26 protein-coding genes are annotated in these 25,951 nt (G+C 72.1%); 17 read left to right on the top strand and 9 right to left on the bottom strand.

Going from position 1 to position 25,951, the window contains the following annotated elements; translation table 11 throughout:
• Positions 1 to 96 precede the first annotated feature (96 nt).
• From ACIP5M_RS34660 to ACIP5M_RS34650, 3 genes are read right to left on the bottom strand one after another with little or no spacing between them, the layout of a single operon-like run.
• Positions 97 to 1,635, bottom strand: a complete 1,539-nt coding sequence (locus ACIP5M_RS34660; protein ID WP_401204702.1) for an FAD-binding protein — start codon at positions 1,633 to 1,635, stop codon at positions 97 to 99.
• Between the two features lie 35 nt (positions 1,636 to 1,670).
• The gene (locus ACIP5M_RS34655) at positions 1,671 to 3,233 is read right to left on the bottom strand and encodes a flavin-containing monooxygenase (RefSeq protein ID WP_401204699.1); all 1,563 of its coding nucleotides are present in this window, start codon (positions 3,231 to 3,233) and stop codon (positions 1,671 to 1,673) included.
• A 10-nt stretch (positions 3,234 to 3,243) separates the two neighbouring features.
• On the bottom strand, positions 3,244 to 4,140 hold the full coding sequence (locus tag ACIP5M_RS34650) for a class I SAM-dependent methyltransferase (protein WP_401204696.1): 897 nt from the start codon (positions 4,138 to 4,140) through the stop codon (positions 3,244 to 3,246).
• A 205-nt stretch (positions 4,141 to 4,345) separates the two neighbouring features.
• Between ACIP5M_RS34650 and ACIP5M_RS34645 the strand changes: the two genes are divergently transcribed.
• Genes ACIP5M_RS34645 through ACIP5M_RS34635 form a run of 3 tightly spaced genes read left to right on the top strand, consistent with a single transcriptional unit; the run spans position 4,346 to position 6,347 of the window.
• The gene (locus ACIP5M_RS34645; RefSeq protein WP_030390264.1) at positions 4,346 to 4,600 is read left to right on the top strand and encodes a hypothetical protein; all 255 of its coding nucleotides are present in this window, start codon (positions 4,346 to 4,348) and stop codon (positions 4,598 to 4,600) included.
• A gap of 11 nt (positions 4,601 to 4,611) precedes the next feature.
• Positions 4,612 to 5,598, top strand: coding sequence for a 3-oxoacyl-ACP synthase III family protein (locus tag ACIP5M_RS34640; RefSeq protein WP_401204694.1), 987 nt, complete (start codon positions 4,612 to 4,614; stop codon positions 5,596 to 5,598).
• Positions 5,595 to 6,347 (top strand): SDR family NAD(P)-dependent oxidoreductase, encoded by a 753-nt coding sequence (locus tag ACIP5M_RS34635; RefSeq protein WP_401204691.1) that lies wholly within the window; start codon positions 5,595 to 5,597, stop codon positions 6,345 to 6,347. The genes ACIP5M_RS34640 and ACIP5M_RS34635 overlap by 4 nt, the downstream gene beginning before the upstream one ends.
• Before the next feature lie 303 nt (positions 6,348 to 6,650).
• Here ACIP5M_RS34635 and ACIP5M_RS34630 read toward each other — a convergent pair whose 3' ends face one another.
• Entirely contained in the window at positions 6,651 to 7,472 is an 822-nt protein-coding gene (locus ACIP5M_RS34630) for a BTAD domain-containing putative transcriptional regulator (RefSeq protein WP_401204689.1), read from the bottom strand.
• Positions 7,473 to 7,873: 401 nt separating this feature from the next.
• Here ACIP5M_RS34630 and ACIP5M_RS34625 point away from each other — a divergent pair, with 401 nt between their 5' ends.
• From ACIP5M_RS34625 to ACIP5M_RS34570, 12 genes are all read left to right on the top strand, one after another.
• Positions 7,874 to 9,085: an aminotransferase class I/II-fold pyridoxal phosphate-dependent enzyme gene (locus tag ACIP5M_RS34625; RefSeq protein ID WP_401204686.1), complete on the top strand. Its 1,212-nt coding sequence runs from the start codon at positions 7,874 to 7,876 to the stop codon at positions 9,083 to 9,085.
• Positions 9,086 to 9,126: 41 nt separating this feature from the next.
• Positions 9,127 to 10,380, top strand: coding sequence for a beta-ketoacyl-[acyl-carrier-protein] synthase family protein (locus ACIP5M_RS34620; RefSeq protein WP_401204683.1), 1,254 nt, complete (start codon positions 9,127 to 9,129; stop codon positions 10,378 to 10,380).
• Positions 10,377 to 11,225: a MaoC/PaaZ C-terminal domain-containing protein gene (locus ACIP5M_RS34615; RefSeq protein WP_401204680.1), complete on the top strand. Its 849-nt coding sequence runs from the start codon at positions 10,377 to 10,379 to the stop codon at positions 11,223 to 11,225. The genes ACIP5M_RS34620 and ACIP5M_RS34615 overlap by 4 nt, the downstream gene beginning before the upstream one ends.
• Complete coding sequence (locus ACIP5M_RS34610) at positions 11,222 to 12,799, top strand: AMP-binding protein (RefSeq protein WP_401204678.1); 1,578 nt, start codon at positions 11,222 to 11,224, stop codon at positions 12,797 to 12,799. Before ACIP5M_RS34615 ends, ACIP5M_RS34610 begins: the two co-directional genes overlap by 4 nt.
• Positions 12,796 to 13,053: a phosphopantetheine-binding protein gene (locus ACIP5M_RS34605; protein ID WP_382643707.1), complete on the top strand. Its 258-nt coding sequence runs from the start codon at positions 12,796 to 12,798 to the stop codon at positions 13,051 to 13,053. Before ACIP5M_RS34610 ends, ACIP5M_RS34605 begins: the two co-directional genes overlap by 4 nt.
• 43 nt (positions 13,054 to 13,096) lie before the next feature.
• Complete coding sequence (locus ACIP5M_RS34600) at positions 13,097 to 14,149, top strand: hypothetical protein (RefSeq protein WP_401204675.1); 1,053 nt, start codon at positions 13,097 to 13,099, stop codon at positions 14,147 to 14,149.
• Complete coding sequence (gene trpA / locus ACIP5M_RS34595; RefSeq protein ID WP_401204672.1) at positions 14,142 to 15,023, top strand: tryptophan synthase subunit alpha; 882 nt, start codon at positions 14,142 to 14,144, stop codon at positions 15,021 to 15,023. Before ACIP5M_RS34600 ends, trpA begins: the two co-directional genes overlap by 8 nt.
• Before the next feature lie 69 nt (positions 15,024 to 15,092).
• Positions 15,093 to 15,467, top strand: a complete 375-nt coding sequence (locus ACIP5M_RS34590; RefSeq protein WP_360869686.1) for an ectoine synthase — start codon at positions 15,093 to 15,095, stop codon at positions 15,465 to 15,467.
• Between the two features lie 70 nt (positions 15,468 to 15,537).
• Positions 15,538 to 16,683 carry an acyl-CoA dehydrogenase family protein gene (locus ACIP5M_RS34585; protein WP_401204670.1) on the top strand — a complete coding sequence of 382 codons (1,146 nt, stop codon included), beginning with the start codon at positions 15,538 to 15,540 and terminating at the stop codon, positions 16,681 to 16,683.
• On the top strand, positions 16,680 to 17,426 hold the full coding sequence (locus ACIP5M_RS34580; RefSeq protein ID WP_401204668.1) for an N-(5'-phosphoribosyl)anthranilate isomerase: 747 nt from the start codon (positions 16,680 to 16,682) through the stop codon (positions 17,424 to 17,426). Before ACIP5M_RS34585 ends, ACIP5M_RS34580 begins: the two co-directional genes overlap by 4 nt.
• Positions 17,423 to 18,145 carry an indole-3-glycerol-phosphate synthase gene (locus ACIP5M_RS34575; RefSeq protein ID WP_401204666.1) on the top strand — a complete coding sequence of 241 codons (723 nt, stop codon included), beginning with the start codon at positions 17,423 to 17,425 and terminating at the stop codon, positions 18,143 to 18,145. Before ACIP5M_RS34580 ends, ACIP5M_RS34575 begins: the two co-directional genes overlap by 4 nt.
• On the top strand, positions 18,142 to 18,984 hold the full coding sequence (locus ACIP5M_RS34570; RefSeq protein ID WP_401204664.1) for an alpha/beta hydrolase: 843 nt from the start codon (positions 18,142 to 18,144) through the stop codon (positions 18,982 to 18,984). Before ACIP5M_RS34575 ends, ACIP5M_RS34570 begins: the two co-directional genes overlap by 4 nt.
• Positions 18,985 to 19,002: 18 nt before the next feature.
• On the opposite strand, the gene ACIP5M_RS34565 is transcribed toward ACIP5M_RS34570, so the two are convergent.
• The 5 genes from ACIP5M_RS34565 to ACIP5M_RS34545 all read right to left on the bottom strand — a co-directional run bounded on the left by ACIP5M_RS34565 (position 19,003) and on the right by ACIP5M_RS34545 (position 23,687).
• Positions 19,003 to 19,629, bottom strand: coding sequence for a biliverdin-producing heme oxygenase (locus ACIP5M_RS34565; RefSeq protein ID WP_401204661.1), 627 nt, complete (start codon positions 19,627 to 19,629; stop codon positions 19,003 to 19,005).
• Positions 19,626 to 20,807 carry a polyprenyl synthetase family protein gene (locus ACIP5M_RS34560; RefSeq protein ID WP_401204659.1) on the bottom strand — a complete coding sequence of 394 codons (1,182 nt, stop codon included), beginning with the start codon at positions 20,805 to 20,807 and terminating at the stop codon, positions 19,626 to 19,628. Before ACIP5M_RS34560 ends, ACIP5M_RS34565 begins: the two co-directional genes overlap by 4 nt.
• 193 nt (positions 20,808 to 21,000) lie before the next feature.
• Positions 21,001 to 21,636, bottom strand: coding sequence for a DUF6875 domain-containing protein (locus tag ACIP5M_RS34555; protein WP_401204656.1), 636 nt, complete (start codon positions 21,634 to 21,636; stop codon positions 21,001 to 21,003).
• Positions 21,633 to 22,232 (bottom strand): hypothetical protein, encoded by a 600-nt coding sequence (locus ACIP5M_RS34550; protein WP_401204653.1) that lies wholly within the window; start codon positions 22,230 to 22,232, stop codon positions 21,633 to 21,635. Before ACIP5M_RS34550 ends, ACIP5M_RS34555 begins: the two co-directional genes overlap by 4 nt.
• Before the next feature lie 60 nt (positions 22,233 to 22,292).
• Positions 22,293 to 23,687, bottom strand: a complete 1,395-nt coding sequence (locus ACIP5M_RS34545; RefSeq protein ID WP_401204650.1) for a pyridoxal phosphate-dependent decarboxylase family protein — start codon at positions 23,685 to 23,687, stop codon at positions 22,293 to 22,295.
• A 270-nt stretch (positions 23,688 to 23,957) separates the two neighbouring features.
• Between ACIP5M_RS34545 and ACIP5M_RS34540 the strand changes: the two genes are divergently transcribed.
• On the top strand, positions 23,958 to 25,418 hold the full coding sequence (locus tag ACIP5M_RS34540) for a multicopper oxidase family protein (RefSeq protein ID WP_401204647.1): 1,461 nt from the start codon (positions 23,958 to 23,960) through the stop codon (positions 25,416 to 25,418).
• Positions 25,419 to 25,557: 139 nt separating this feature from the next.
• Positions 25,558 to 25,951: hypothetical protein (locus tag ACIP5M_RS34535; RefSeq protein WP_401204644.1), on the top strand; the 394-nt coding region annotated here is incomplete at its 3' end.

Raw genomic sequence — 25,951 nt, 5'->3', positions numbered from 1 at the left:
CTCCAGGAGATACGGGGAACGTCCAGGAAAGGGAGCGGCGGGGGCGGGGTCCCTCTCCCCGCCCCCGCCCGGACTCCACGACCGGTAGGGCCGCCGTCAGGCGAAGAAGCCCTGGCCGGGCGTGAAGATGTTGTTGGGGTCGAACTTCCGCTTGGCGCTGCAGAAGCCCGTCCAGCGGTTGCCGAAGTGGGCCTTCCAGTCCTCCCGGGTCATGTTCGGCACCGAACCCACCAGGTACCGCTTGGCGCCCATGGCGCGCGCGATCTCGTACAGGCGGCGGTTCTGGTCGAGCATGCCCTGGATGTCGGCGCCCGGGTTGGGGAAGCGCAGCAGGTCGAAGAGGTAGCCGACCGACTCGTTCGGCTGCACCGCCAGCGGCCGCTTGATCTTCGAGGTGAAGTACGGGTAGAAGAGCAGGAACCCGCCGCCCAGCGACTCGGCGTTCAGCTCGCGCTCGACCTGCTGCATGAAGGTCTTCGTCTTCGACGCGGGCAGGAACAGGCTCAGCCACGGCTTGGGCTGGTACCAGTGGCCGGACTCCTTCAGGTACGCCTCGTACGCGTCGAGCCGGAACATGTACTCCCGGTACGTCACGTCCTCGATGACCGCGTCGGCCCGCACGTCGTGCAGGTCGCCGATCAGCGCGTCCCGGTTCGGCGGGGTCGTGTTGTAGGTGGCGCCGACCTCCATCTTGTAGCGCCAGCCCGACCCGTCGGCCTTTTGCAGCATCTCGCCCGCGTGGACCTGGAACCGGCCGTCGGCCAGCACCTTCTCCGAGTCGGCGAGGTACGTCGCCACGTCGTCGTAGAAGAGGCTGAAGATGACCGAGCGCTGCGGGGCCGGGACCAGCTTGACGTTGACCCGGACGATGATGCCGACCTGGCCGCCGCCCGAGAGCGCGGCGTTGAAGAGCTCCGGGCGCAGCCACGGGGTCGCCGTGACCAGCTTGCCGTCGCCGGTGATGATGTCGATGGCCTGCACGGTGTCGCACAGCAGACCGTACTTCTGCACGGTGCCGCCGATGCCGCCGATGCTGATGGTGCCGCCGACCGAGATGTACAGGTAGTCCGGCAGCGCCGGCGGGGTCTTGCCCAGCTTCAGGGTGGCGTCGGTCAGCTGGCCCCACGTCACACCGGCCTCGACCACGGCGTAGTCGCTGCCGATGGAGAGGATCTTCGACATGCCCTTGGCGTCGATGGAGATGCCGCCCGGCACCCGGGCCTGCCCGTACACCGAGTGCGACTCGATGTCGGCGCCCGTGCCGCCCTGCCCGTTGACCGCGAGCTTGATGCCGTTGACCCGCGCATAGTTGACGATCTTGACGATGTCGTCGATGTTGCCCGGCCGCAGCACCGCCCACGGCTTGTTGGCCGCCGCGTCCCACAGGTGGCCGAAGTCCTTGCCGAAGGAGTCGACCACGGCCGGCGTCGTCTCCAGCGTGCCGACCAGTCCCGGCACCGGGACGACGTCCGCGTTGCCCGCGGCCTCGGCGGCCGTCGCCCAGGTCTGGTCGACGGCGTTCCAGCCGACGACCGCGACGGCGGTGGCGGCGATCGAGCCGAGGACCTTGCGGCGCGACGGCTGCGCGGCGGAGTCCGCGGAAGTGCCGGCGGGGGTTCTTGGGGTAGTGCTCATCTGGGTACGTCTCCCGATTCCCATGGCGTGGCGTACTACTGCTGAGGTACCGGCTTGCCGGTGCGCACCTGCGAGGCGAGCTGGTACTCGCTCAGGTCGAAGCGCTTGGTGGCGCCGCGGAAGCGCCAGGTGTAGGTGGGCCAGATCGACGGGTTGCGGCCGTTGGCGTCCAGGTACCAGCTCTGGCAGTTGCCCGCGTTCCACACGCTGCCGTCGAGCTTGGCGTCGAGCGCCTTGTTGTAGGCGTCCTGCGCCTCCTGGCGGACCTCGACGCTGGCCAGGCCCCGCTTCTCGACCTTCTTCAGCGCGTCGAGGACGTAGGCGATCTGCGCCTCGATCATCACGACCTGGGAGGAGTGCCCCAGCGTCGTGTTCGGGCCGAGCAGCATGAAGAGGTTCGGGAAGCCGGCGATGGTGGTGCCGCGGTGCGCGGACATGCCGTCCTTCCACGCCTCGCGCAGCTGGACGCCGCCCCGGCCCCAGATCCGCTTCGCGACCGGGCGGTCGGTGGCCTGGAAACCGGTGCCCAGGATGATGGTGTCGACCTCGCGCTCGACCCCGTCCTTGCCGACGATCGACTTGGCGCGGACCTCGGCGATCCCGTCGGTGACCAGGTCCACGTTGGGCTGCTGGATCGCCGGGTACCAGGTGTTGGAGAACAGCAGCCGCTTGCAGGCCATCACGTAGTCGGGCGTCAGCTTGGCGCGCAGCGCCTCGTCCGGGACCGACTTCTTCAGGTGGTCGCTCGCCATCTTCTGCATCTTCCCGGCGACCTTCGGGCGGGCCATCACGAAGGCCAGGACCTCCCGGCCCCACATGTTGAAGTTCCGCCGGAAGTTCTGGTAGCCGGGCACCGAGCGCAGCAGCTTGGCCTGGAGCGGGCTGGTCGGCTTGTCGTTCTTCGGGCCGATCCACGGGGGCGTGCGCTGGTAGAGGTCCAGCTGCCCGACCTCGGGCTGGATCTGCGGCACGAACTGGATGGCCGAGGCGCCCGTACCGATGACGGCGACGCGGCGGCCGGTCAGATCGTGGTCGTGGTCCCAGTTCGAGGAGTGGAAGACCTTGCCCTCGAAGTCCGCGAGGCCCTTGATGTCCGGCACGGCCGCCTCGCTGAGGTAGCCGGTGCCGGTGACCAGGAACTGGGCGGTGTAGTCGCCCTGCGAGGTCTCGATCTTCCAGTGCCGCTCGCCGTCGTCCCAGCGGGCGGCGACCAGCTCGTGCCCGAACCGGATGTGCGGGCGCACCCCGAAGCGGTCGGCCGTGTCGCGCAGGTACGCGTACAGCTCGTCGCGCTTGCCGAAGGTGGACTTCCAGTTCGGGTTCTGGGCGAAGGAGAACGAGTAGAGGTGGGACATGACGTCGCACGCACAACCCGGATAGCTGTTGTCGCGCCAGGTGCCGCCGACCTCGTCGGCCCGCTCGAACACCAGGAAGTCGTCGATGCCCGACTGCAGCAGTCGGATGGCGGTGCCCAGGCCCGAGAAGCCGGTGCCGATGACCGCGACCCGCAGGTGGCGGGTCGGGCCGCGGCCGCCGGGACGCGTCTCGGTGCCCGTGCGGGCCCCGCCGTCCTTGGCCGGTTCGAGAATGCTCGTCACGTCGGCCTCCTTAACGGCGCGTGATGGTGACGCGGAAGTTGTTGAAGAACTTGTCCTCGAGCGTGTACGCGAAGATGTCGAGGTAGCGCTCGAAGCGGGAGACGACCTCTTCGCCCTCCATCGCCACGGCCTCGTCCCGGCGCTCGGCCAGCAGCACCAGCCAGGCGCGGCAGGCCATCGCGAAGGACTCGCGCTCGTTGACGATCTCGTCGATCTCGAAGAGGCCCTCGGCGGCGGCGCTCAGCTCGCTCAGGTGCGGGATGTGGCAGCCCTCGAACTCGGAGCGCTGCAGGAACTTCAGGTCGTCGAGGAGCGCGCGGTTCATCGGCAGCGCCTCGGCGGTCATGGTGTGCAGCACGAACTTCGCACCCGGGTTCAGGGCGTTCGCGACCTGCTGGAAGAAGTACCGGTAGCGCTTGGTGCGCTCCTTCGGCGGCAGGTTGGAGGAGACGAAGTGCTCCAGCGCGTTGATGCAGAACGCGGCGTCGTACTTCTCGCTGTCGTCGGCGACCTTGTAGTCGGCCCAGCTCTGGACCAGCGTGGTGATCCGCGGGTTGTCCAGGCCGGCGATGAAGGCCTCCTGGGTGCGGGAGAGGGTCAGGCCGACGGCCTGCTCAGCGCCGTGCACGGTGGTGAGGCGGTTGAGCATCGTGCCCCAGCCGCAGCCGATGTCCAGGACGCGCTTGGTGCGGCCGGCGGCGACGTTCGCGAGCTCGGCGAACTTGTCGAGCTTGCGCTCCTGCGCCTCGTCGAGGGTGGCGACCAGGTCCTCGCCGTCTTCCCAGTAGCCGCCGGAGTACATCATCGTGGGGCCCAGCAGGAGCCGGTAGAAATCGTTGCTGACCTCGTAGTGGTGCCTGATCGCATCGACCTCGGGGTCCACCGACTTGGGGGCGACCGTTGTCATCCTGATCCTCTTTCCTGCGTGTCCGGCGGGCCGTGTTTTCCGAATTCGCGTCGAGAAAACCGGATGCCCCGCAAGGCGTGCGCAAGTCGGTCCGGATTCGTGATCCGGCGCCGTGTTGCGCGTTCCTTGCGGGGGCGGGGCTTTCATCACTCTCGAAAACCAGACACGCACTGCCGAGTTGCATTGCCGAGAGAGGACCGACCCCATGTCGCTGCCCACCATCGAAGAACTGGCGAGCCAGCTCGAGGCCGTCTCGGGTGCCGCGGAGGTCAGCCCCGACGCCCCGCTCCAGCACATCGCGGACGTCGACTCGCTGGACCTGATGGAGTGGCTGTACGGATTCCAGAACCAGTACCCGCACATTCCGGCCGACGAGTCGCTCTTCGCCGACCTCGACGACACGACCACTCTGCGTGACGTGTACGCGAAGATCGTCGATCTCGTTCCGGCTCAGGCGTAGCGAGGGGTGACGTGACCGGCTTCGACATCACCGGGTGGGGCATGTCCGTACCCGAACGCATCGTCACCAGTGCCGAACTCGCCGAGCGTTTCGGCGTGGACGAGCACTGGGTCGTCAGCCGCTGCGGCATCCGCGAGCGGCGGGCGGTCAACCCGGGGCAGACCACCGCCTCCCTGGCCGTCGAGGCCGGCCGGCGCGCGCTGGAGAAGGCGGGCCTGACCGGCGCGGACATCGCCCACCTCATCGTCGCGACCGCCACGCCCGAGCAGCCGTCCCCGGCGACCTCCGCGTTCGTCCACCACGAACTGGGGATCGCGGGCAGCGCGCACGACGTCAACTCCGAGTGCGCGGGCTTCGTCTACGGGCTGGTGTCCGCGATGGCGCTCATCGCCATCGACCCCCGCCCGATCCTGCTGATCGGCTCCGACACCCACACCCTGACGGCCAACCCGGCCGACCGGGACCTGTCCATCCTCGTCGGCGACGGCGCGGGCGCGATCGTCCTCCAGCCGGGTCCGGAGAACCGCGTCAAGGCGTGGAACCTGGGCGCCGACGGGTCCTGCACCGGCTCGCTCAAGGTGCTCGCCGGCGGCAGCCGGATGCCGACCACCCAGGAGACGCTGGACGCGGGCCTGCACTACGCGCAGATCAACGGCAACGAGATCTACCTCAACGCCGTCCGCTACACCGTCCGCACGGTGCGCGAGACGCTGGAGAGCGCCAAGGTGGACGCCGCGGACATCGACCACGTCGTGCCGCACCAGGCCAACATCCGGATCATCAACTCGATCCTGTCGCACACCGGCCTCCGTCAGGAGGCTCTGATCACCAACCTCCAGAAGTACGGGAACACGGCCTCGGCGTCGATCCCGATCGCGCTGACCGAGGCCCTCGACGAGGGCCGTATCAAGGCCGGTGACAAGGTGCTGCTGGCCGGCTTCGGAGCCGGTATGACCTGGGGTTCGATGCTGATGGAATGGGGCGGTGTCGCGGCATGAGCAAGAACAGTGCGGGCGTGCGGCCGCAGTCCCCGGTCGCGCTCGTGACCGGCGCCTCGGGCGGCCTCGGCCAGGCCCTGGCGCTGGAGCTGGACGCGCTGGGCTGCAGGGTCGCGGTCCACTACAACAGCTCCAGGGAGGCCGCCGAGGCCGTCCGGGAGAAGCTGGTCAACCCGTCGGTGCTGGTCACCGGTGACGTCGGTTCGTGGGAGGCCACCCAGGCCCTCTACAAGGAGATCTCCGACGGGCTCGGCCCGGTGGACGTGCTCGTCAACAACGGGGCCATCCGCAAGGACAGCCTGATGGCGATGCAGAACCCGGCGGACTGGGCGCAGGTCATCCAGACCAACCTGATCGGGTCGTTCCACACCGCCCGGGCCTCGGTGCCGTACATGCTGCGGAAGCGGTGGGGCCGGGTGATCAACATCGTGTCCCCGTCGGGCATCATCGCGACCGCCGGCCAGACCGCGTACTCGGCGTCCAAGGCCGGGCTGATCGGCTTCACCCGCACCCTCGCGGCGGAGTGCGGCCGGCGCGGGGTGACGGTGAACGCGCTCTCCCCCGGCTTCATGATCACGGGCATGACCAACACCCTGCCGGACCGGGTGATCGAGGGCATGGAGGACAAGGCCCCGATCCCCCGCTTCGTCACGGTCGAAGAGGTCGCCCGCAGCGTCGGCCTCTTCCTCGACCAGGACTGCATGACGGGCCAGGTCATCAGCATCGACAGCGGCGTCTCCATCACCTGATCCCCCGCCGCTCCTCCAAGCGGTCTCGGGGAAGTGAGGCACGTCCCCACGCCGCCCGGCACGCACTCTCGGCGCACCGGCCGAAGACCCGCGTACATCCAGTACGAGGGCCCTCGGCCGGTGCGCCGAGAGCACGCACCGAACGACGTGGGAACGCACCACACTTCCCCGAGACCGCCCGGCCCCGGCCCTCCCTCCCCCCACAGGGAGGCCGGGGCCGCTCGGCGTTCCCGCGGACAGCCGTACGGGTACACGCAGGCCGCCGCCGCGCAGTTGCGCGGCGGCGGCCTGCGTGCGTTCGGGTCAGGCGGCGGGGGAGGACGTCATGCGGTGGGTGACGCAGCCGTGCTCGGCCAGCGAGCACGGGCGGGGGACCGGCACGCGGTGGTCCATCTCGAAGACCCCCATCAGCACCGGGTCCAGGCAGGTCAGGGTGCGCGCGGCCGCCCGGGGTTCGGGGGTGCGCAGCAGTTCCAGGTACGCGGCCTCCGTCTCGGGCGCCGGGTCGATGCCCAGCTCCTCCGCCAGCACCTCCCGCAACTGCTGGTAGCTGCGCAGCGCTTCCGCCCGGTTGCCGGCCCGGGTGTGGGCCGCCATCCGGCAGCGGTACGCGCTCTCCCGGAACGGGGCGCGGCGCACGGCCTCCTCCGCGTACCGCAGCGCGTGGTGCTCGTCGCCCAGCGCGGAGGAGGACAGGCTCGCGGTCTCCAGCGCCTTGAGGCGCAGCTCCTCGATCTGTTCGCGCATCGCGTTGACCCACTCGCCCTCGTGCGAGGGCAGGAACGAGCCGCGCAGGTTCGACACCGCGCCGGCCGCGAGCTGCTGGGCCACCGCGTAGGCGCCCTCGGCGTACGCTTCGGCCGCCTCGGTCACCGCGGTCTCCGCGACCTCCACGTCCACGGCCGCGTCCTGGGGCACCCGCAGGATGTAGCGGCCGCCCTGTGCGACCAGCGGAGTGACCCCCGGCTGGTCCTGCGGAGTCGTGACGAACGTACGCACCCGGCTGACGAGGCTGCGCAGCGCCGAGGCCCAGGTGTCCGGCAGGCCCTCGGGCCATATGGTCTCGGCCAGTTGGTCACGGTCCGTGCCGCCGGCCCGCTCGAGGAGCAGTCGGGCGAACGCCACCTGTGCCTGGGCGCTCGAGAGGTGTTGAGGCGGTGCTCCGTCCGGCTCGATCGTGACAAGACCTATCAGTCTGATCAGCACTATGCACTCTCCGAAACGGTCGCTTCCGGCCGTGTCCCCCATGGTCGTGTCGTGCGAATCAGAGGATACCGGCGGGCCTTCTCCGCATGTCAACACAGCCCGGCAAACATTCGCATCCGAATGAAATCCCAGGTCCAGGGCATTCTCCTGCGCTTTTCGAGTGCCGCTGTGGCGCCGCTGTGGTCCCGCTGCGGTCAGGCTCTTGCGCCGCTATTGCGCCCCCCGAGCCTTAATGGAATTCCACTAGAGCCCCGCCGGAAAAACGGCGGGGCGCCGATGGAGTTCCGGATCCGCCGGACGATCGCGATGAGGAGAAGCACGTGAACGCATCCGCCGCCTGGGACCGCCTCGAGCCGAAGCTGGCCTACTTCCGCGACCGGGTCCGGTCCCTGGAGTACGAGCCCAACCGCAAGAACAGCTTCGTCGCCTACACCGCCGAGCGGGACTCCGCGTACGCGGACCAGGACGGTCGCCGGCTGCTGATGATGTCCGGCTACTCCTACCTCGGACTCGCCGGCGACGAGCGGGTCGTCGCGGCCGCCAAGGCCGCCGTCGACCTCTACGGCACCGGTAACCACGGCGTGCGCGCCCTGGCCGGCACCACCCCGCTGCACGAGGAACTGGAGGCCGAGGTCGCCAAGGTGGCCGGCCGCGAGCGGGCCATGGTCTTCGGTTCCGGCTACGCCGCCAACGTCGGCACCGTCGGCGCCATCGTCGGCCCCGGCGACACCGTCTTCATCGACAAGTACGACCACGCCAGCATCGTCGACGGCTGCAAGCTCTCCGGCGCCACCGTCACCCGCTTCCGCCACAACGACGTCGCCCACCTGGAGCGCCGCCTGGCCGCCGCCCCCGACACCGGCGTCCGCCTCGTCATCGTCGACAGCGTCTACTCCATGGACGGCGACATCGCCCCCCTGGTCGACCTGCGCAAGGTCTGCGACGCCCACAACGCGCTGCTGATGGTCGACGAGGCCCACGCGCTCGGCGTCATCGGCGCCACCGGCAAGGGCATCGAGGAGCACTTCCACTACGAGGCGAAGGTCGACATCAAGCTCGGCACCCTCTCCAAGGCCATCCCCTCCATGGGCGGCTGGGTCGCCGGCTCCGCCGAACTCCTCCACCACCTGCGCTACGCGGCCCGCCCCTTCCTCTTCTCCGCCGCCCTCGGCGGAGCGCAGACCGGCGCCGCCCTGGAGTCCCTGCGGATCATGCAGCGGGAGCCGGAGCGCGTGCAGTTCATCCAGCGCGAGTCCGCGCGCTTCCGCGGGCTCCTCAATGAGGCCGGCATCTCCACCGTCGACAGCGAGACCGCGGTCGTCCCGGTCATCGCCGGCTCCGACGAGTCCGCCTACGACCTCGCGACCGTCCTGCGCAAGAACGGCGCGATCGGACTGCCCGTGGTCACCCCGGCCGTCCCCAACGACCTGGCCCGGCTGCGCATCGCCATCACCGCCGCGCACACCACGTCCGACATCGACTTCGCCGCCGACGCCCTCATCAAGTCGGCCCGCGAGTGCCGGATCATCTGACCGCCCTCGCGACGACCGCCCACACGCCTTAGGGAGCAGACATGCCTGGACCGTCCAGGGGCAGTTCGGCGCAGCCGCCCGTAGCCATCACCGGCATGGGCGTGGTCACCCCCGGCGGGTGCACCCCGGACGAGCTGTGGCACACGCTGCGGGCCGGCCGGTCCACCGCCGCCGAGCTCACCCACTTCGACCTCAGCCGCCACCGGGTACGGATCGGCTGCCGGGTCCGCGGCCTCGACGGCCTCACCGGACTCGTCCCGGCCAAGGAAGCCCGCCGGATGGACCCCTTCGCCCACTACGGCACGGCCGCGGCCCTCGCCGCCCACCGGGACGCGGGATCGCCCACCGCCGAGGCCGGGCGCACCGCCATCGTCGTCGGCAACGCCGTCGGCGGGCGCGCCACCAGCGACCTGGAGTCCGCCCACTTCACCGAGGGCGGCCCGGCCCGGGTCAACCCGCTGATGCCGTTGATGACGATGCCCAACGCGGCCGCCGCCCAGATCGCCATCCGGCTCGGCTGGACCGGTCCCGCCCTGACCGTCGCCAACACCTGCGCCAGCGGCGCCGATGCCATCGGTCACGCCCTGATGCTGCTCCAGACCGGCCGCGCCGACCTGGTCATCGCGGGCGGCACCGAGCACACGCTCACCCCGGTCACGCTGGCCGGCTTCGGCAACCTGAGCGCGGTCTCCTTCCGCAACGACGACCCCGAGCACGCCTCGCGCCCCTTCGACAAGGACCGCGACGGGTTCGTGATGGGCGAGGGAGCCGGGTTCGTCGTACTGGAACGGCTGGAGGACGCGAAGGCGCGCGGGGCGAAGACGTACGGGCTCGTCGCCGGGTACGCCGCCACCGCCGACGCCCACCACCTCGCGATGCCGCTCCCCGACGGCGCGGGAGCCGCGGCCGCCATGGCCGGAGCCATCGCCGACGCCGGCCTCGACCCCTCCGACATCGTGCACGTCAACGCGCACGGCACCTCCACCCCCTACAACGACCGGTCCGAGGCCGCCGCCCTCACCAAGGTGTTCGGCACCGCCCAGCCGCCCGTCACCGCGCCCAAGTCGGTCATCGGCCACCTCATCGGCGCCGCTGGGGCCGTCGAGCTCATCGCCACCGTGCAGGCCATGCGCCACTGCGAGGTGCCGCCCACCGCCAACCACGAACAGCTGGAGCCAGGAATGGACATCGACGTCGTCCACGGCGCACCCCGCGCCGTGCGCCCGGGACCCGCGATCACGAACTCCTTCGGATTCGGCGGCCACAACTCCTCCGTGGTGGTGACGCCGGTATGACGACCCTGACGCTCCCCTCCCCGGTCCGCACGCTCACCGTCACCGAGCCCGAGATCACCGACTACCGCGGCGCCGCCCGGCGCGGACTGCCGGCCGCCCGGCCCGGACAGGCCTCGCCCGTCCACACCTTCGTCCTCGCCCACACGGTGGCCGAGCAGACCGTCGCCGCGCTGACCGAGGCCGAGCCCGGCCCGGTCTCCGTGGTCCACCTCGGCCAGGACATCCGCACCGTGCGGCCGGTCCGCCCCGGCGAGGAGGTGACCGTACGCCTCGACGTGCTCGGCATCCGCAAGGAGCCCCGCGGCGCCCGCATCGCCCTGCGGGTCCGGCTGTTCGGCGAGGACGGCCCCGAGCCCTTCGCGGAACTGGTCATCTCCGCCCTGCTGGTCGGCGCGACCCTGCTGGAGCCCTTCGGGGACATCGCGGGCGGCCCCGCCGCCCCCGCCCCGCTGGGCGCCGGCGAACCGCAGAGCGCGGTGCACGAGCTGACCACCGACTGGATCAGCACGTACGCCCACGCCTCCGGCGACCTGAACCCCATCCACCTCGACGAGGACGCGGCCCGCGGGGCCGGCTTCGACACCGTCATCGCGCACGGCATGAGCGTCGTCGCCCTCGCGGTGGAGGAGGCCGTGGACCGCTTCGCGGCCGGCGACTCCGCCCGGGTGCGCGGCCTCGGCTGCCGCTTCTCGGCCCCCGTGCCCCCCGGCATCCCGCTGGAGATCACCCTCCAGCCCGACGCCGAGGCCCGCGTCGTCCGCTTCACCTGCAAGACGCCGAAGGGCGCCGCCGTGAAGTCCGGCTGGATCGAGTTCGCCGCCCCCGCGGAAGGAGGTCCCCGATGACCACGGCCGACGCGGCGGGCACCGGCCCCGCAGAAGTCGAACTGGGCCTGCTCGGCGGGTTCCTGACCCAGGTCCGCGACCGCCCCCACGCCACCGCGCTCCTCTTCAACGGGGAGGAGACCAGCTACCGCGAGCTGTACGAGCTCGCCGGGAAGGAACGCGACCGGCTCGCGCTCCTGGACCTCGCCCCCGGGGTGCCCGTCGGCGTCCTCGCCGACAAGTCCCCCGCCGCGGTGGCCCTCGTACTGGCCTGTCTGCTGGCGCGGCGCCCCCTGCTGCTCCCGTCGCCCGCCCTCGCCGACACCCTGCTCGCCGACCTCTTCGCCCAGGCCGGCTGCGCCAAGGTCCTCGCCCCCGGCGGGAAGAGCGCCCGGGTCGCCCCCAACCCGGAGGTCGAGGCCCGGCCGCTGCCGGCCGACGAGGCCTCCGAGGTGGCCTTCATGCTCACCACCTCCGGCTCCACCAGCCTGCCGAAGATCGTCCCGCTCTGCCTGGACGCCGTGGACCGCTTCACCCGCTGGGCCGGCAACGCCTTCGGGATCGGACCCGGCCGTACCGTCCTCAACTACGCCCCCCTCAACTTCGACCTGTGCCTCCTCGACGTGTGGACCACCCTGGCCCGCGGCGGACGCGTGGTCCTCGTCGACCCGGCGCTGGCCGCCCACGGCCGCCACCTGCGCGACCTGGTCCTGCGCCACGACGTCGACGTCGTCCAGGCCGTCCCGATGGCCTTCGGACTGCTGCAGGACGCGGCCGCCAAGACCGGCGACACCTTCCCCGGCGTCGAGCACGTCATGTTCACCGGCGACGCCATCCCCGACCGGGTCTTCGCGGCCCTGCCCCAGCTCTTCCCGCAGGCCCGCATCCACAACATCTACGGCTGCACCGAGACCAACGACAGCTTCGTCCACGAGGTCGACACGTCGGCCACCGCCTTCCCGCCCGTACCCATCGGCCGCCCGCTGCCCGGCGTGCACGCCCTGATCATCGACCCCGACACCCACGCACCCGTCGAAGGGCCCGGCAGCGGAGAGCTCTACGTCTCCACGCCCTTCCAGACCCGCGGCTACCTCGACCGCACCCGCCACGCCGACAAGTTCACCGGCCACCCGCTCGGCCTCGACGACCGCCGCTGGTTCCGCACCGGCGACCTCGTACGGCGCGACGCCGCCGGCACCCTGCACCTGACCGGACGCACCGACTTCCAGGTCAAGGTGCGCGGAGTCGCCGTCAACACCGCCGAGATCGAACGGGTCCTGCAGGAACACCCCGGAGTGCTCGAGGCGGGCGTGGCCGCCCTGCCCGACCCGATCGCCGGCAAGAGGCTCGTCGCAGGCGTGCAGCGGGCCCCCGGCTCCACCCTGACCGGCCTGCAACTGCGCACGCACTGCGCCCGGCACCTGCCCAGGGCCGCCGTTCCGCACCAGCTCGTTCTCACCGACGCGCCGCTGCCGAAGACGGCCACCGGAAAGGTCGACCGCAAGGCGCTCGACCGGCTCGACCGGCCCGCCCACACCACCGCACCCACGACGACACCCGTCGCCACACCTCTCGCCGAAGGAATCCCGTCATGAGCAACGTCGACACCATCAAGAACTTCGTCATCACCGAGTTCCTCCCGGGAACCGCCGCCGGTGAGCTCGCGGTCGACCACGACCTGCTCAACGACGGGGTCATCGACAGCCTGGGCGTCCTCAAGCTCATCGCCTGGGTCGAGGACCGCTTCGAGCTCGCCATCGGCGACGCCGACCTGGACCCCAACAACTTCCGCAGCGTCGAGGCGATCGACACCTTCATCGCCGAATCCCGCCGCACCGCGGCCGCGTAACGCACCGCCCCCCACCCCGACGGAGACGAGACGGAGACCGACCGTGCACGACGCACTCACCGGCCTGCTGGAGCAGCGAGCCCCGGTCGGCCGCGAGACCTGGCGGTCCTGGTGGGACCAGCTCGGCGACGGCGGCCTGGACAAGGCCGAGGTCGTCGCCCTGCTGGCCTCCCTGGCCAGCCGGCTCCCCGACCACCAGACCCTGCGCCACCTGCTGGACTCGCTCGCCGAGCGCCGGCCGGCGGCGGCGGTGACCACCCCCTGGGAGGGCACCGTGAACGTCGTCGGCACCGGCGGCGGGCCCAAGACCTTCAACATCTCCACCGCCTCGGCGTTCGTCGCCGCGGCAGCCGGGGTCAAGGTCGTCAAAACGGGCTCCCGCGCCTACACCAGCTCGCTCGGCTCCGTCGACCTGCTGGAACGGCTCGGTGTCCGTCTCACCTCCTCCTACGCCCAGACCGAGGACACCCTCGCCGCCTACGGGATCGCCTTCGCCGGGCCGTTCGTCTACCCGGCGCAACTGACCCGGCTGGCGCGGACCGTGGCGCCGTACAGCATGAAGCCCTTCGGCCGCTTCCTGAACGCGCTGGGCCCGTTCCTCGCCGACCTGCCGGTGGCCGCCCAGGTCACCGGGGTCTCGGCGGCCGCGCCCCTCGACACCCTGCGGCAGCTCGCCGCGACCACCACCACCCGCCGGATCTGGCTCACCTCGAACGACACCGGTGCGGACGAGCTGCTGCCCTTCGCGACCAACACCGTCCACGGGGCAGACGGATCGGCCCGGACCATCCGGCCGGGCGAACTCACCCCCGGCGACGGCTCCTTCGGGGACCTGCGGCCGGCCGCCGACCCGGCCGGAGCGGTCGACCACTTCCTGTCCGTGCTCTCCGGAGCGGCGGGCAGGGTGGCCACCCGTACGGTCTGCCTGGGCGCGGCCGCCCTGGTGGTGGCCTCCGGCACCCGCCGGGACTGGCTCTCGGCGGTCTCCGTCGCCGAGGAGGCGGTCCGCTCCGGCGCCGCCCACGACCTGGCGCAGCGCCTGGCGGCCGCCCCGGCCCCCACCGCCCCCCGCACCCTGGCGGTGGCCCGTGCCTAGGCCCGCGGCGCCGGCCCCGACGGCGGGGACGGGCTCCGCCCCGACCGCCACGCCGGCCCCGGCCCCCTTCTTCGCCCGCCGCACCCCCGGCGGTCCGCCCGGACTCGCCCTGTTCCTCAACGCGGGCGACCCGCCCCTGCCAGTCCTGCGCGACCTGGTCCTGATGCTCGACGAGGAGGGCGTGGACTGCCTCGAACTGGCCGTCCCCTTCCCCGACTCGGTCACCGACGGCCCGGTCATCCGGCGCTCCGCGCGCCGGGCACTGGACCGCGGCGGCGCCGGCCTGGACGACGTACTCGCGTTCATCGCGGACGTACGGCCGCAGCTGGCGCACCTGCGGATCGCCCTGCTCGCCGACTGGAGCCACTCCCTCAAGCACCGGGACCTGGCCGGCGCCACCCGCGAGATCGCCGCGGCCGGCGCGGACGGACTCCTCGTCCACGCGCTCCCCCCGCGGCTGCGCGAGACGCACCTGGAGTCGGCCGCGGAGGCCGGACTCCCGGTCGTCACCACCTGCTACACCAAGAGCCCGCCGCAGACCCAGGCCCAGGCCGCCGCACAGGCCTCCGCCTACCTCTATCTCGTCGCCCACTACGGACGCAGCGGGACCGCACCCGCCGCCGGCCATGCCGCGCTGGCGCAGACGGTCACCGGACTCCGGGCGCACACGACGTCCCCGATCGCCGTCGGCTTCGGGGTCAGCACACGGCAGGACGTGGAGGCCGTCGGAGCCGCCGGCGCCGACGCCGCGATCATCGGCTCCGCCGCGGTCGCCGCCGTCGAGCGGGCCCAGGAGGCCGGCACCGACGTGACCGGGGCCTTCCGCGGATTCGTCCGCTCGGTCCTGCCCGCAGCACCGCACCGAACCGCCTGACCGGCGGGAAAGAGAGCTCCACCCCTCATCCGAAACATCCGAGCACCACCCTCACACCGGGAGATTGCCATGATCGTTCGCGACATCGAGTCCGTGAAGACCGTCGAGTGGGGCAACGGCCTCAGCCGCCGCTTCCTCCTCGCCGAGGACGGCCTGGGCTACTCGCTCACCGACACCACCGTGCTGGCCGGCACCAAGTCCCGCCTGGAGTACGTCAACCACCTCGAGGCCTGCTACTGCATCGAGGGCTCCGGCGAGGTCATCGAACTCGACGGCACCTCGCACGAGATAGTCCCCGGCCGCATGTACGCACTCGACCAGCACGACGCCCACTACCTCGTCGCCAGCCCGCACGAGGACCTGCGCCTGGTCTGCGTCTTCTCTCCCGCCCTGCGCGGCGACGAGGTCCACAGCCTCGACGCGCACACCTCCTCCGCCTACTGAGGCGGCGCCCGCCGCACCACTCATCCGCACCATCACCGAATCAAAGCCAATCGAATCAAAAGGGGTCGTCGTGATCCGTTGGAACGCCGACCAGGCAGATCTGCGCGAAGGCCTGGAGAGGTGGGGAGACGCACTCAGCGCAGACCACATCGAACTCGACGAGCAGTCCGCCTTCTCGGAGGACAAGTGGAAGCTCGTCCAGAAGACCGGGATCCTGGGACTGCCCTTCGACGAGGACCACGGAGGCCTCGGGCAGTCGATCCTCACCACCATGTACGTGCTGGAAGGCCTCGGCGAGTACAACCGCGACTCGGGCCTCAGCTTCTCGGTCACCACGTCCATCTGCTCCACGGGAATCCCGCTCCAGCAGTTCGGCACCGTCGAGCAGAAGGAGCGCTGGCTGCCCCTGATCTGCTCGGGCGAGGCGATCGGCGCCCACGCCATCACCGAGGCCGAGGGCGGCTCGGACGCCATGGCGATGGCCACCAGGGCCGTGCGTGACGGGGACGACTTCGTCATCAACGGCAGCAAGGTCTTCGTCAGCAACGGACCGATCGCCGACGTGGTCGTGGTCTACGCCCGGACCCACCCCGACGGCGGCCCGCTGGGGACCACGGCGTTCCTGGTGGACCGCAGGACCCCCGGAATCACCGCCGGCAAGCCCATCAAGAAGATGGGCCTGCGGACCTCGCCGATCAGCGAGCTGTTCTTCGACGACGTACGGGTGCCCAGGAGCGCGGTGCTGGGCCGGGTCGGCGGCGGGTTCATGGTGATGGACCACGTGATGAAGCGGGAGATCCTCTTCTCCTTCATCGTCAACGTGGGCGAGATGCAGCACCGGCTGGAACGGTGTGTCGATTACGCGAAGACGCGTAAGTCGTTCGGAAAGGCGATCGGTTCGTACCAGACGATCGCCAACAAGATCGTCGACATGAAGATCCAGCTGGAGACCGCCCGCAAGTGGCTCTACGACACGGGCGAGAAGCTGCAGGCGGGCGAGAACGTCACCCAGGACCTCGCCATCGCCAAGCTCGTCACCAGCGAGGCCAACCTGGCCGCCAGCATCAGCGCCGTGCAGATCTTCGGCGGCCACGGCTACATGGCGGAGTTCGGCCTGGAGCAGGAAGTGCGCAACGCCGTCGGAGGCACGATCTACTCCGGCACGAACGAGATCCAGTACAACCGCATCGCCTCGACCCTGGGGCTGGGCAAGTGAGCACCACCCGCCCGCTGTCCCGGACGCTGCTGAAGGTCTGCGGGGCCACGGCCCCGCAGGACATCGAAGCGGCGGCGGCCGCCGGGGCGGACTGCGTCGGGCTCTGGCACGGCGTACCCGGCGGCCCCTCCGAGCTGGACCAGGACGGGCTCGCCGCCCTCGCGGCGGCGGCCCGTTCGGCCGGCCTCCTGCCGGTCCTGGTCACCTTCCTGGCCGACGCCGGTGAGCTCGCCGCGATCGTGCGGCGCACCGGCGCCGGCTGGGTCCAGCTCCACGCCTACCAGCCGCCGACGGTCGTACGGGCGCTGCGCGAGGCGCTCCCCGCGGAGGTCGGCATCGTCAAGGTGCTGCACGTCGAGGAGGGCGGCAGCTGTGTCGAACGCCCCCTGATCGGAGCCTACGACCGGGCCGGCACCGACCTCTTCCTCCTCGACACCGCCACCGGCGACGGCCGGATCGGCAGCACCGGCGCCGCCCTCGACCCGGACCGCGTCACGGCCCTGCTGCCCCGGCTGACCCGGCCGTTCCTGCTGGCGGGCGGCCTGACCCCGGCCAACCGCCCCGCGTACGAGGAGGTCGTACGCCACCCCCTGTTCCGCGGAGTCGACGTGGACACCGCCGCCCGCGACGGGGCGACCGGAGCCTTCGGCGTCCCGCAGATCGCCGCCCTGGCCCGCGCCTGGCGCACGGGCGCCCGTACGGCCCGCATCCCCGACCACCCCCAGCTGGAGCTGTCGCGATGACGAAGCAGAACCGGACCGGCTTCCCTTTTCTCGAGGCCCTCCAGGCCTCCCGGACGCCCGTGGTGATGGAGGTGAAGCGGCGCGACGCCCACGGCTACGACCTGGTCGGCGGCCGGACGCCGGCCGCGATCGTGGGGGCGTACGAGACGGCGGGCGCCCCCTGCATCTCGGTGGTGACGGGCCGCTGGTTCGGCGGCTCGCCGGCGCTGCTGCGGGACGTGGCGGCGCTGACCGACCTCCCGCTCCTGCAGAAGGACTTCATCACCAGGAAGGACCAGGTCCGCACGGCGAAGGAGCTCGGCGCGTCCGCGGTGCTGCTGACGGCGGCGCTGCTGCCGGCGTCGAGCATGCGGACGCTGGTGACGGAGTGCCTGCTGACCGGGCTCACCCCCTTCGTCGAGATAACGAACGAGGCCGAGCTCGCCTCGGTGCACCACCCCGAGGAATGCGTGATCGCGGTCAACAACAAGGACATCAAGACGCGGGAGCGCGGCGCCGGCGACCTGGGCCGCTCCCTGGACCTGCTGCCGGCGGTCCGCGAGGCCGGCGCCGCCTGCCCGGTCAGCGCGAGCGGCATCGACAGCCCGCAGACCGCCGCCGGCCTCCTGGACGCCGGCTTCGGGGGCCTGCTGGTGGGCACCTCGCTGCTGCGCACCGGCTCGCCCGCGGTGTGGGTGGACGCGATGGACGGTGCGCGGAAGGGGCTGGCGGTCCGATGACGAAACTCCTGGGCGGCGTACGCCCGTACACGCTGAACGCGGCGGGCATCCCGCTGTCGGCGCTCCTGGCCCTCCCGCACGGCGGTGCCCCCCGCTCCACGATCCTGGCGATCCACGGCCGCGGCATGCGGGCGGCGTACTGGGACTCCTTCGTCCCCCTGGCCACGAGCCTGGGCCACGCGGTCCTGGCGGTCGACCGCCCGGGGTACGGGGACTCGGCGAACCTGCTGCCCGAGGGCCAGACGCTGGCCGGCCAGGCGGAGACCCTCCACGCGGCCCTCAAGGAGCACGCCGCCGAGCACGAGATCGGCGCCGGGGTCTTCCTGCTCGGTCACTCCGACGGCGGCAAGGTCGCCCTGCACACGGCGGCCACCGACGGCGGTGTGCCGCTGCTGGGCCTGGACGCCTCGGGCGTCGGCTACCGGTACAACCCGCAGGCCCTGCACTTCCCGTCCACGCTGGGCGGCGGCGCCACCAAGCTCAACTGGGGTCCCCTGAACCTCTACCCGCGCGGCACCTTCCAGGCCAGCCGCACCCTGCTGGCCCCGACCCCGCCGCGCGAGTCGGCGGAAACTCTGCGCTGGCCCGGCCAGTACGAGGAACTGGCCCCGCGCGTCCGCGTCCCGGTCCGCCTCACCTTCGCGGAACACGAGGCCTGGTGGCACCTCGACGCCCCCACCCTGTCGGCGATGACCGCCCGCCTGACGGCCGCCCCGTCGGTCACGGTCGACCACCTCCCCGCCGCGGGCCACAACATCAGCCTGGGCCACACCGCCCCCGCCTACCACCTGCGGGTCCTGACCTTCCTGGAGGACTGCCTCGCGGCCGCGCGGGCGTAGACACCCCCCGGGGGCGGTTCACCCTGGGGGAAGGCCCGCGGACAGGGCCCGGGTGATCGCGGCCGTGTGCCGGTAGGCCTGCCGGGCGGCGGCCATGACGCGGTCCTGCGCGGCGGGTTCGGTGAGCGCCTCGTTCAGGCGGGCGGTGAAACGCGCCCAGCGTGCGCGGTCGCCGCTGCCGTAATAGGCCACGCCGTCCCCGGTGTGCAGCCCGTAGGCCTCGGTGACGTACGGGCGCAGGACCAGGCCGCCGAGCGTGGAGCCCTCCATGACGTACAGGAACCCGAGCAGCCCCCGGGGGTCCGACGCCGCCGTGCTGCGGATCTCCCGCGCGAACGCCGCCGCCTCCGCGGCCGCCCAGGGCACCGGGGCGCTGCCGGCGTCGGCGAAGTGCCTCAGGTCGCGTTCGACGAGGGGCAGTTTGCCCAGGTCCGGCGACCACACCTGGCCGACGCACGGGCCGGCGGCGCGCGACAGCTCGTCTTCGAGCGCCTCCAGCACCACGCGGTAGGCGGCGAGCTGCCCGACGTACCGGTCGAGCGGGAGGGTCCCGGCGGTCAGGGCGGTCGCGAACCGGGTGCTCTCCAGGTCGTCGTGCCAGGCGCGGGTGCCGGCCCGCAGGCGCTCGGCCACCGGGGCGCTCATGCGCCGCTCCGCTGCCGGACCGTCCGGTACAGCCGGTCGATGAGGTGCCCCTTGCGCTCGATGGTCACGTCGAAGTACGCGGCGCTGCGCTCGGAGCGGCACACGGCGTGCACGGCCTCCTTGGCCGCGCGCTTCAGTTCCACCGCCTCCGCGGCGAGCGCGAGCAGCGTCTCCTCCAGCTTCGGATGGCCGAGGACGAACGGCTTCAGCCACGGGCCGGCCGGCTCGCCCGGAGCGTGCGGTGCGGGGGGCGCCGAGTCGAGCAGTTCGAGGCAGACCCGGTTGCCGAGCCCGTCGAAGTCCTCGTGGGTATTGGCCCCGCCGAGCTCCGGCACGAAGTCGGTGAGGTCGTTGAACAGCTGGCTCGCCAGGCCGAGCCGGCGCATGGCGTCGTCCAGTGCGCGCCGCTCGTCCGGGGCGACGCCGAGGGCTGCCACCGCCGCGTCGAGCGGCATCCGGAAGAGCGTCCCGGTCTTGAGGGCGGCCGTCGCCTCCCAGAACTCCACGCGCGCCGCGTGGGGCGCGGCCATCAGCTCGGCGCGGGTGGCCGGCGAGCGCGTGGACATGTCGACGGCCTGGCCGGTCAGGCCCTCGCCGACGGCCCGCAGCAGGCTCGCCACGACGGCGGGATCGGCCGCGTGCCCCAGGGCGGCCGTGATCAGCCAGGAGCCGGCATTGAGGGCCAGCGGTATGCCGTGGGTGACGTGGAGCGCGGCCTCGCCGTAGCGGATGCCGCTGCCGTCCTGGATGTCGTCGAGCGCGACGGCCGCCTTCAGCAGGATCCGTACGGCGACGGCCGCACGGCGCACCGCCGCCAGATCCGCCGCGCAGGCTTCGTGGCCGGGCTCGTCGGGGAAGCCCCGGTAGTTGCGGTAGGCCCAGTACACCATCGAGGGGCGCAGCGGGGCCCGGCCGCTCCCCGGCGCCCCGGCGGCGGGCGGCAGGGCCTCCTGGCCCACCTTGGAGCCGACCGCGTCCGCGACCGGCTCGTACAGGGAACGCCGCAGCGCGGCCTCGTACACCGAGGCCGAAGCAGAAGCCGAGGCCGCCGGGCCCCGGTGCGCCCCCGCCGGTGCGACGGTCAGCGAGCCGAGGAAACCGGCCAGGTCTTCCTCCAGCAGTGCCGCGTCACCCCGCACCACCGCCTCGACGCCCGGCGCGTCCACCGTCTCCGTCACTGCGCCTCCGCACGTCGCGATCCAAGAAGCACGGGCCCCGACAGCTGCGGGCCCGGCAGGGGGAAGCGTGATCGTTACCGCCGGGTCCGACAAGCCTGCGTTCGGATGCCGGGCACAGAGGGGAGTGGTTTCGGACGTACGTCCGGCCCCGGCGGTGTGCGCCACCGGGGCCGGAACCGTACGAGGGCAGCGGTCAGGCGGTCACCACCCGGCTCACCAGCTGGTCCCGGATGCGGGCGGGAATGGCCGGAGCGAAGCGCTGCAGGTAGTGGTCCATGTGGGAGTCGTCGCTCACCAGGAAGGGGAGGTCGAAGACCAGCAGCTTGCGGACCGCCAGCAGGGGCAGCGGGGCGCGCAGCGGGCGGAAGTCCTCGTTGTAGAGGCCCGGTTCCTCGCACACCGGGTGGAACTGGCCGATCATCAGCCCCTCCGCCACGAACTCGTCCTTCGCCTTGCGCTGGAGTTCGTCGAGCTCCACCGAGTCCGTCGGGTCGAAGCCCGGCAGGACCAGGAGGATGGTCAGCAGTTCGCGGTCCTCCGGCGACAGCGGCTCCGAGAGGGCCGCGTGGCGGGTGCGCAGCGAGTCGACCGCCGAGGCCAGGTCCTCGCAGTCGGCGGACGGCAGGGCCAGGTGGAACAGCTCCTTGCGCAGCGAGGGCTGGGTGTACGGACACACCGGGCCGGTGCGGCCCAGTTCGGGGTGGCTGGAGACCAGGAAGTCCCGGCTCCACAGGAGCACTTGGAGCAGCGGGCCGAGGTGCTCCGCGGGTGCCTCGCCGCGGGCTATCTCGCCGGCGGTCCACGACTGGATCAGATCGTCGCCCCTCATCGGGGGTCCCTCCACATGGGTCGCAGTACGGGTCCTCCGCCGGGCAGGGCGATGTCCCCGCCCAGGCGCTCGAAGCCGGCGCGCCGGGTCGCGGCCTCGCCGCCCGGGGAGCTGGCCTCCGCGTACACGGCGACGCCCTCGGCGTCGGCGCGGGCCAGCAGCCGGCCGAGGAGTCCGGAGATCAGGCCCGCCTGCTGCCGGCCGGGGCGGACCGCCCCGAAGGAGACGTAGTAGTGCGGCGGGCCGTGCGGATGGCGTTCCTCCTGGAGGCCGGCGATGGTGCGCAGCGCCTCCGCGTGCTCGCCCAGGGCGGCGGCGAAGGCCGCGTCCAGGGCCGCCCCGTCCGGCTCGGCGCCGGGAGGCAGGAAGAGCAGCACCGCGTCGCCGTCCGGGGTGGTGAGCACCCCGTCGTGGGCGGCGGACAGTTCCACGAACACCCGGAAGAAGCCGGGCAGGAGCTCGGCTCGCAGCCGCTCGTCGGGGATCATCCAGCGGGTCAGCGCGTCCTCTTGGAAGGCGGTGGCGAGGAGCTCGGAGAGGTGGGCGACGGCCGATGGGGCGGGCCGGTTCACGGACGGGGAAGAGAAGGCGGACAAGGGAGACCTCCGGTCGGGTGACGGGGTTGGAGGGTGGATGGAGGAGGGTGGACGAGGCGGTCAGGGCGTGGCGCGGGCACGGGCCGCGAGCTCTGCCACCCGGGCGTGCAGGGTCGGCAGGTAGTGCTCGGACTCCGGCTTGATCAGGACGCTGCGGATCACCCGGGCCGCCTCCGCGTCCCGCACCACGCGCGGGTGGCGGTGGGCGAACGCGTCCGCGTCCGCGCGCAGCACGCTCAGGAACACGGGGTCCGCCTCCGCCGTCATGCCGTCGCGCAGCAACCGCTGTGACGCCGCGTCGATCGAGGACAGGGAGCCGTCGGCGGTCGCCGGGAAGTACGTCACGATGTCCAGGTCCGGGCGCTGGTACAGCTCCAGCTCGCCGGACGCGGTCAGCAGGTCCGCCCAGCGCAGCGCGGCCCGCCGGTTCGCGGCGAGGATCCGCCCGAAGCCGTCCGGGGTCAGCGGCAGCAGTTGCAGGGTCAGCCACAGGGCGGCCGCCGCCGCGCCCGCCCGCGAGCACTCCAGGCTGATCTCGCCCAGGTGCAGCTCCGCGTCGGTGAAGTAGGTGTACGGCGAGTCGTGCGCGAAGTGCCGCCCGGCGCGGGGGTCCGGGAAGAGCACCGCCCCGCAGCCGTACGGCTGCAGCCCCTGCTTGTGCGGGTCCACGACCACCGAGTCGCATCCGGCGATCGCCTGCCAGGGGGCGGGGTCGACCTCACCGGTGCCCGCCCGGCCGAGGATCGCGTAGAAGCCGCCGTACGCCGCGTCGACGTGCACCCGCGCCCCGTACCGGCGCGCCAGCGGCAGCACCTCGTGCACGGGGTCGACGGCCCCCAGGCCGGTGGTGCCGGTGGTGACGACGACGGTGCCGATCCGGCCGCCGCGCAGCGCGTCCTCCAGAGCGCCGAGGTCGATGCGGCCGTGCGCGTCGGCCGGGATGCGGTGGCCCTCCATGCCCAGGACGTGGCACATCCGCTCGTGGGTGTAGTGGCACTCGGAGCCGTAGGCGATCCCGCGGTCCGGGTGCAGCTGCCGGGCGACGTACAGGGCCTCCAGGTTGGCCATCGTGCCGCTGGTGGTGAGGTGCCCGACGTGCGCGTCCAGCCCGAACATGCCGGCCAGGGCGGCGACGGCCTCGCGCTCCATCTCGGTGGTCGCGGGCCCGCCCTCGGCGGCGTGGTTGTTGGGGTTGAAGAGCATGGCGGTGAGGTAGCCGGTGACGGCCGCCGGGTGTGGCGGCTTGACCATTTGTCCGGCGTAACGCGGGTGGAAGAACGGATAGTTGTGGTCCATCCGCTTGGCGAGGCGGTCGAAGGCCTCGGTGAACGCGTCCGGGTCGACCCGGTGCGCGTCGTGGGTCTCGTACGGGCCGAACTGCCCGCCCCACCGCTCGGCCACCCCGAGCGCGCGCGGCAGCCAGTCGCGTAAGTCGTGCAGGTCGTTCAGATCCATGGGTGCCTCCCCCGGCGGCCGCCCCGGTCGGCGGCACGCGTCACGCGTACGCGGTCGTACGTACGCACGAGGAGCCTTGCCCAGGCCCCGCAAGGCCCGCGCAACGCCGAACGCCCCCACACCATCTGGGCTCGAGCGATGCGCAAGCCGGGTCTGGTGCACTCGCGGCGCGCCGCCTGTGCGAGGAGTACCGCTCACCGGCTGCCCGCAGCGCGATCGGCCCTGCCCCGGGCGGCCCGCGCACCCCACCCCTTCCCAGGAGGACGAACCATGGTCACCAGACGCAGCGTGCTCGGCGGCGCCATCGCCGCGACCGGCGCCGGCCTGCTCACCGCCGGTGGGCTGACGCCGCTGCTCGGCGCCGGATCCGCGCAGGCCACCGCCGCCGCCGCGGGGGCCGTCACCGTTCCGCCGCCCTTCACCGTGCGGATGCCGACGCTGCCCGTGCTCTCGCCGATATCCCAGCTGGGCGGCCAGGACACGTACGCCGTCACCATCAGGGAGGTGGCCCGCGAGATCATCCCCGGGGTGCAGACCAAGGTCCTCACCTACGACGGCCACTTCCCGGGCCCGGTGCTGCGGGCGCGCAGCGGACGGAAGGTGGTGATCCGGCACCGCAACACCCTCACCATGCCGGTCTCGGTCCACCTGCACGGCGGCAGCGTCTCACCGGAGAACGACGGCGGTCCGATGGACACCTTCGGGCCGGGCACCTCGCGCACGTACACCTACCCGAACCAGCAGCCGGGCGCCGGACTCTGGTTCCACGACCACGCGCACCACATGGAGTCGGAGCACGTCTTCCGCGGCCTGTCCGCCACCTACCTGCTCTCCGACGACAACGAGCGGTCGCTGCCGCTGCCGGCCGGCCAGTACGAGGTCCCGATCGCGCTCCGCGACGCCCGCTTCGACGAGTCCGGACAGCTGGTCTACGCCATGGACGACGTCTTCGGCCGGACCACCATCCTGGCCAACGGCCGCCCCAGCCCGTACTTCGAGGTGGCCGCCCGCAAGTACCGCTTCCGGCTGCTGAACTCCTCCAACATGCGCTTCTTCCAGCTGCGCCTGTCGGACGGCGGCCAGATGATCCAGATCGGGACGGACGGCGGACTGCTGGAACGCCCCTTCACGACCGACACCGTCGGACTGTCGCCGGCCGAGCGGGCGGACGTGGTCATCGACTTCTCCCGGTACCCCGTCGGCACGAAGATCGTGCTGGAGAACACCCTGGGACCCGGAACGCCGGACCAGGTGGGCAAGGTGCTGCGCTTCGACGTCGTGCGGACCGCCTCCGACCCGAGCCGGGTGCCGGACGTGCTGCGCACGCTGCCGGCCATGCCGGCGGCCACCGTGCAGCGCAACATCGTCCTCAGCATGGACGAGGACGGCCGGCAGGAGCCGCGGGGGCTCATGGACGGCCAGGTCTGGGACGCGCAGCGCATCGACCAGACCATCGCGCACGGCACCTCGGAGATCTGGACGGTCACCAACGCGAACAAGATCGTTCCGCACAACTTCCACATGCACCTCGTGCAGTTCCGGGTGCTGGAGCGCAACGGCGCCCCGGTCGGGCCGGCCGAGGCCGGGCTGAAGGACACGGTCCGCCTCTTCCCGGGCGAGACGGTGAAGCTGCACGCCACCTTCGACACGTACAAGGGGACGTACGTCTACCACTGCCACCTCCTGGACCACTCGGCGATGGGCATGATGGCCAACTTCCGCATCCGGTAGGGCTGTCCGGCGCTCGATGCGCGCTCAAGGACGGGCCGAGGACCGGCCGGAAGAATCCTCGGCAACAGACCATGTCCGGCCGTGTCCCCCACGAGTCCCCACATGTGTCCGAAGCCGAAAGGGAAGAGGAGGGAAGCCGATGGCCGCCACCGTGGCCATGACCGTGGTCCTCACACCCGGCCCTCCGACCTCCCTCGACCTCCACGGCAGGCTCACCCCCGCCGCGCTCGACGCCGCCCTCGCGATGCTGCCGCCGTTCACGCCGACGCTGCACCGGCACACCGCCCACCACCACACGCTCACCCTGCCCCCGCCGCCGTTCCCCGCGGGACGGCTGTCCGACCTGCTGACCGGGGGCGCGGCGGCAGGCAGGGAACCGCACGCCGCCCTGGAGGCGGGCGGCGCCCAAGGCGCCCAAGGCGCCCAAGGCGCCCAAGGCGCCCAAGGCGCCCAAGGCGCCCAAGGCGCCCAAGGCGCCCAAGGCGCCCAAGGCGCCCAAGGCGCCCAAGGCGCCCAAGGCGCCCAAGGCGCCC

Source organism: Streptomyces sp. NPDC088762 (assembly GCF_044750905.1).
GTDB lineage: Bacteria > Actinomycetota > Actinomycetes > Streptomycetales > Streptomycetaceae > Streptomyces.
Note: the sequence above shows the minus strand (reverse complement) of the source record. Positions and strands in the feature narration are given on the sequence as shown.

What these genes read in the sequence shown, in the direction of transcription:
- ACIP5M_RS34545 (WP_401204650.1), bottom strand. Translation starts at nt 23,687, where the DNA reads ATGGATCTGAACGACCTGCACGACTTACGCGACTGGCTGCCGCGCGCG.
- ACIP5M_RS34645 (WP_030390264.1), top strand. Translation starts at nt 4,346, where the DNA reads ATGTCGCTGCCCACCATCGAAGAACTGGCGAGCCAGCTCGAGGCCGTC.
- ACIP5M_RS34610 (WP_401204678.1), top strand. Translation starts at nt 11,222, where the DNA reads ATGACCACGGCCGACGCGGCGGGCACCGGCCCCGCAGAAGTCGAACTG.
- ACIP5M_RS34635 (WP_401204691.1), top strand. Translation starts at nt 5,595, where the DNA reads ATGAGCAAGAACAGTGCGGGCGTGCGGCCGCAGTCCCCGGTCGCGCTC.
- ACIP5M_RS34650 (WP_401204696.1), bottom strand. Translation starts at nt 4,140, where the DNA reads ATGACAACGGTCGCCCCCAAGTCGGTGGACCCCGAGGTCGATGCGATC.
- ACIP5M_RS34575 (WP_401204666.1), top strand. Translation starts at nt 17,423, where the DNA reads ATGACGAAGCAGAACCGGACCGGCTTCCCTTTTCTCGAGGCCCTCCAG.
- ACIP5M_RS34660 (WP_401204702.1), bottom strand. Translation starts at nt 1,635, where the DNA reads ATGAGCACTACCCCAAGAACCCCCGCCGGCACTTCCGCGGACTCCGCC.
- ACIP5M_RS34540 (WP_401204647.1), top strand. Translation starts at nt 23,958, where the DNA reads ATGGTCACCAGACGCAGCGTGCTCGGCGGCGCCATCGCCGCGACCGGC.
- ACIP5M_RS34565 (WP_401204661.1), bottom strand. Translation starts at nt 19,629, where the DNA reads ATGAGCGCCCCGGTGGCCGAGCGCCTGCGGGCCGGCACCCGCGCCTGG.
- ACIP5M_RS34615 (WP_401204680.1), top strand. Translation starts at nt 10,377, where the DNA reads ATGACGACCCTGACGCTCCCCTCCCCGGTCCGCACGCTCACCGTCACC.
- ACIP5M_RS34605 (WP_382643707.1), top strand. Translation starts at nt 12,796, where the DNA reads ATGAGCAACGTCGACACCATCAAGAACTTCGTCATCACCGAGTTCCTC.
- ACIP5M_RS34570 (WP_401204664.1), top strand. Translation starts at nt 18,142, where the DNA reads ATGACGAAACTCCTGGGCGGCGTACGCCCGTACACGCTGAACGCGGCG.
- ACIP5M_RS34590 (WP_360869686.1), top strand. Translation starts at nt 15,093, where the DNA reads ATGATCGTTCGCGACATCGAGTCCGTGAAGACCGTCGAGTGGGGCAAC.
- ACIP5M_RS34555 (WP_401204656.1), bottom strand. Translation starts at nt 21,636, where the DNA reads ATGAGGGGCGACGATCTGATCCAGTCGTGGACCGCCGGCGAGATAGCC.
- ACIP5M_RS34620 (WP_401204683.1), top strand. Translation starts at nt 9,127, where the DNA reads ATGCCTGGACCGTCCAGGGGCAGTTCGGCGCAGCCGCCCGTAGCCATC.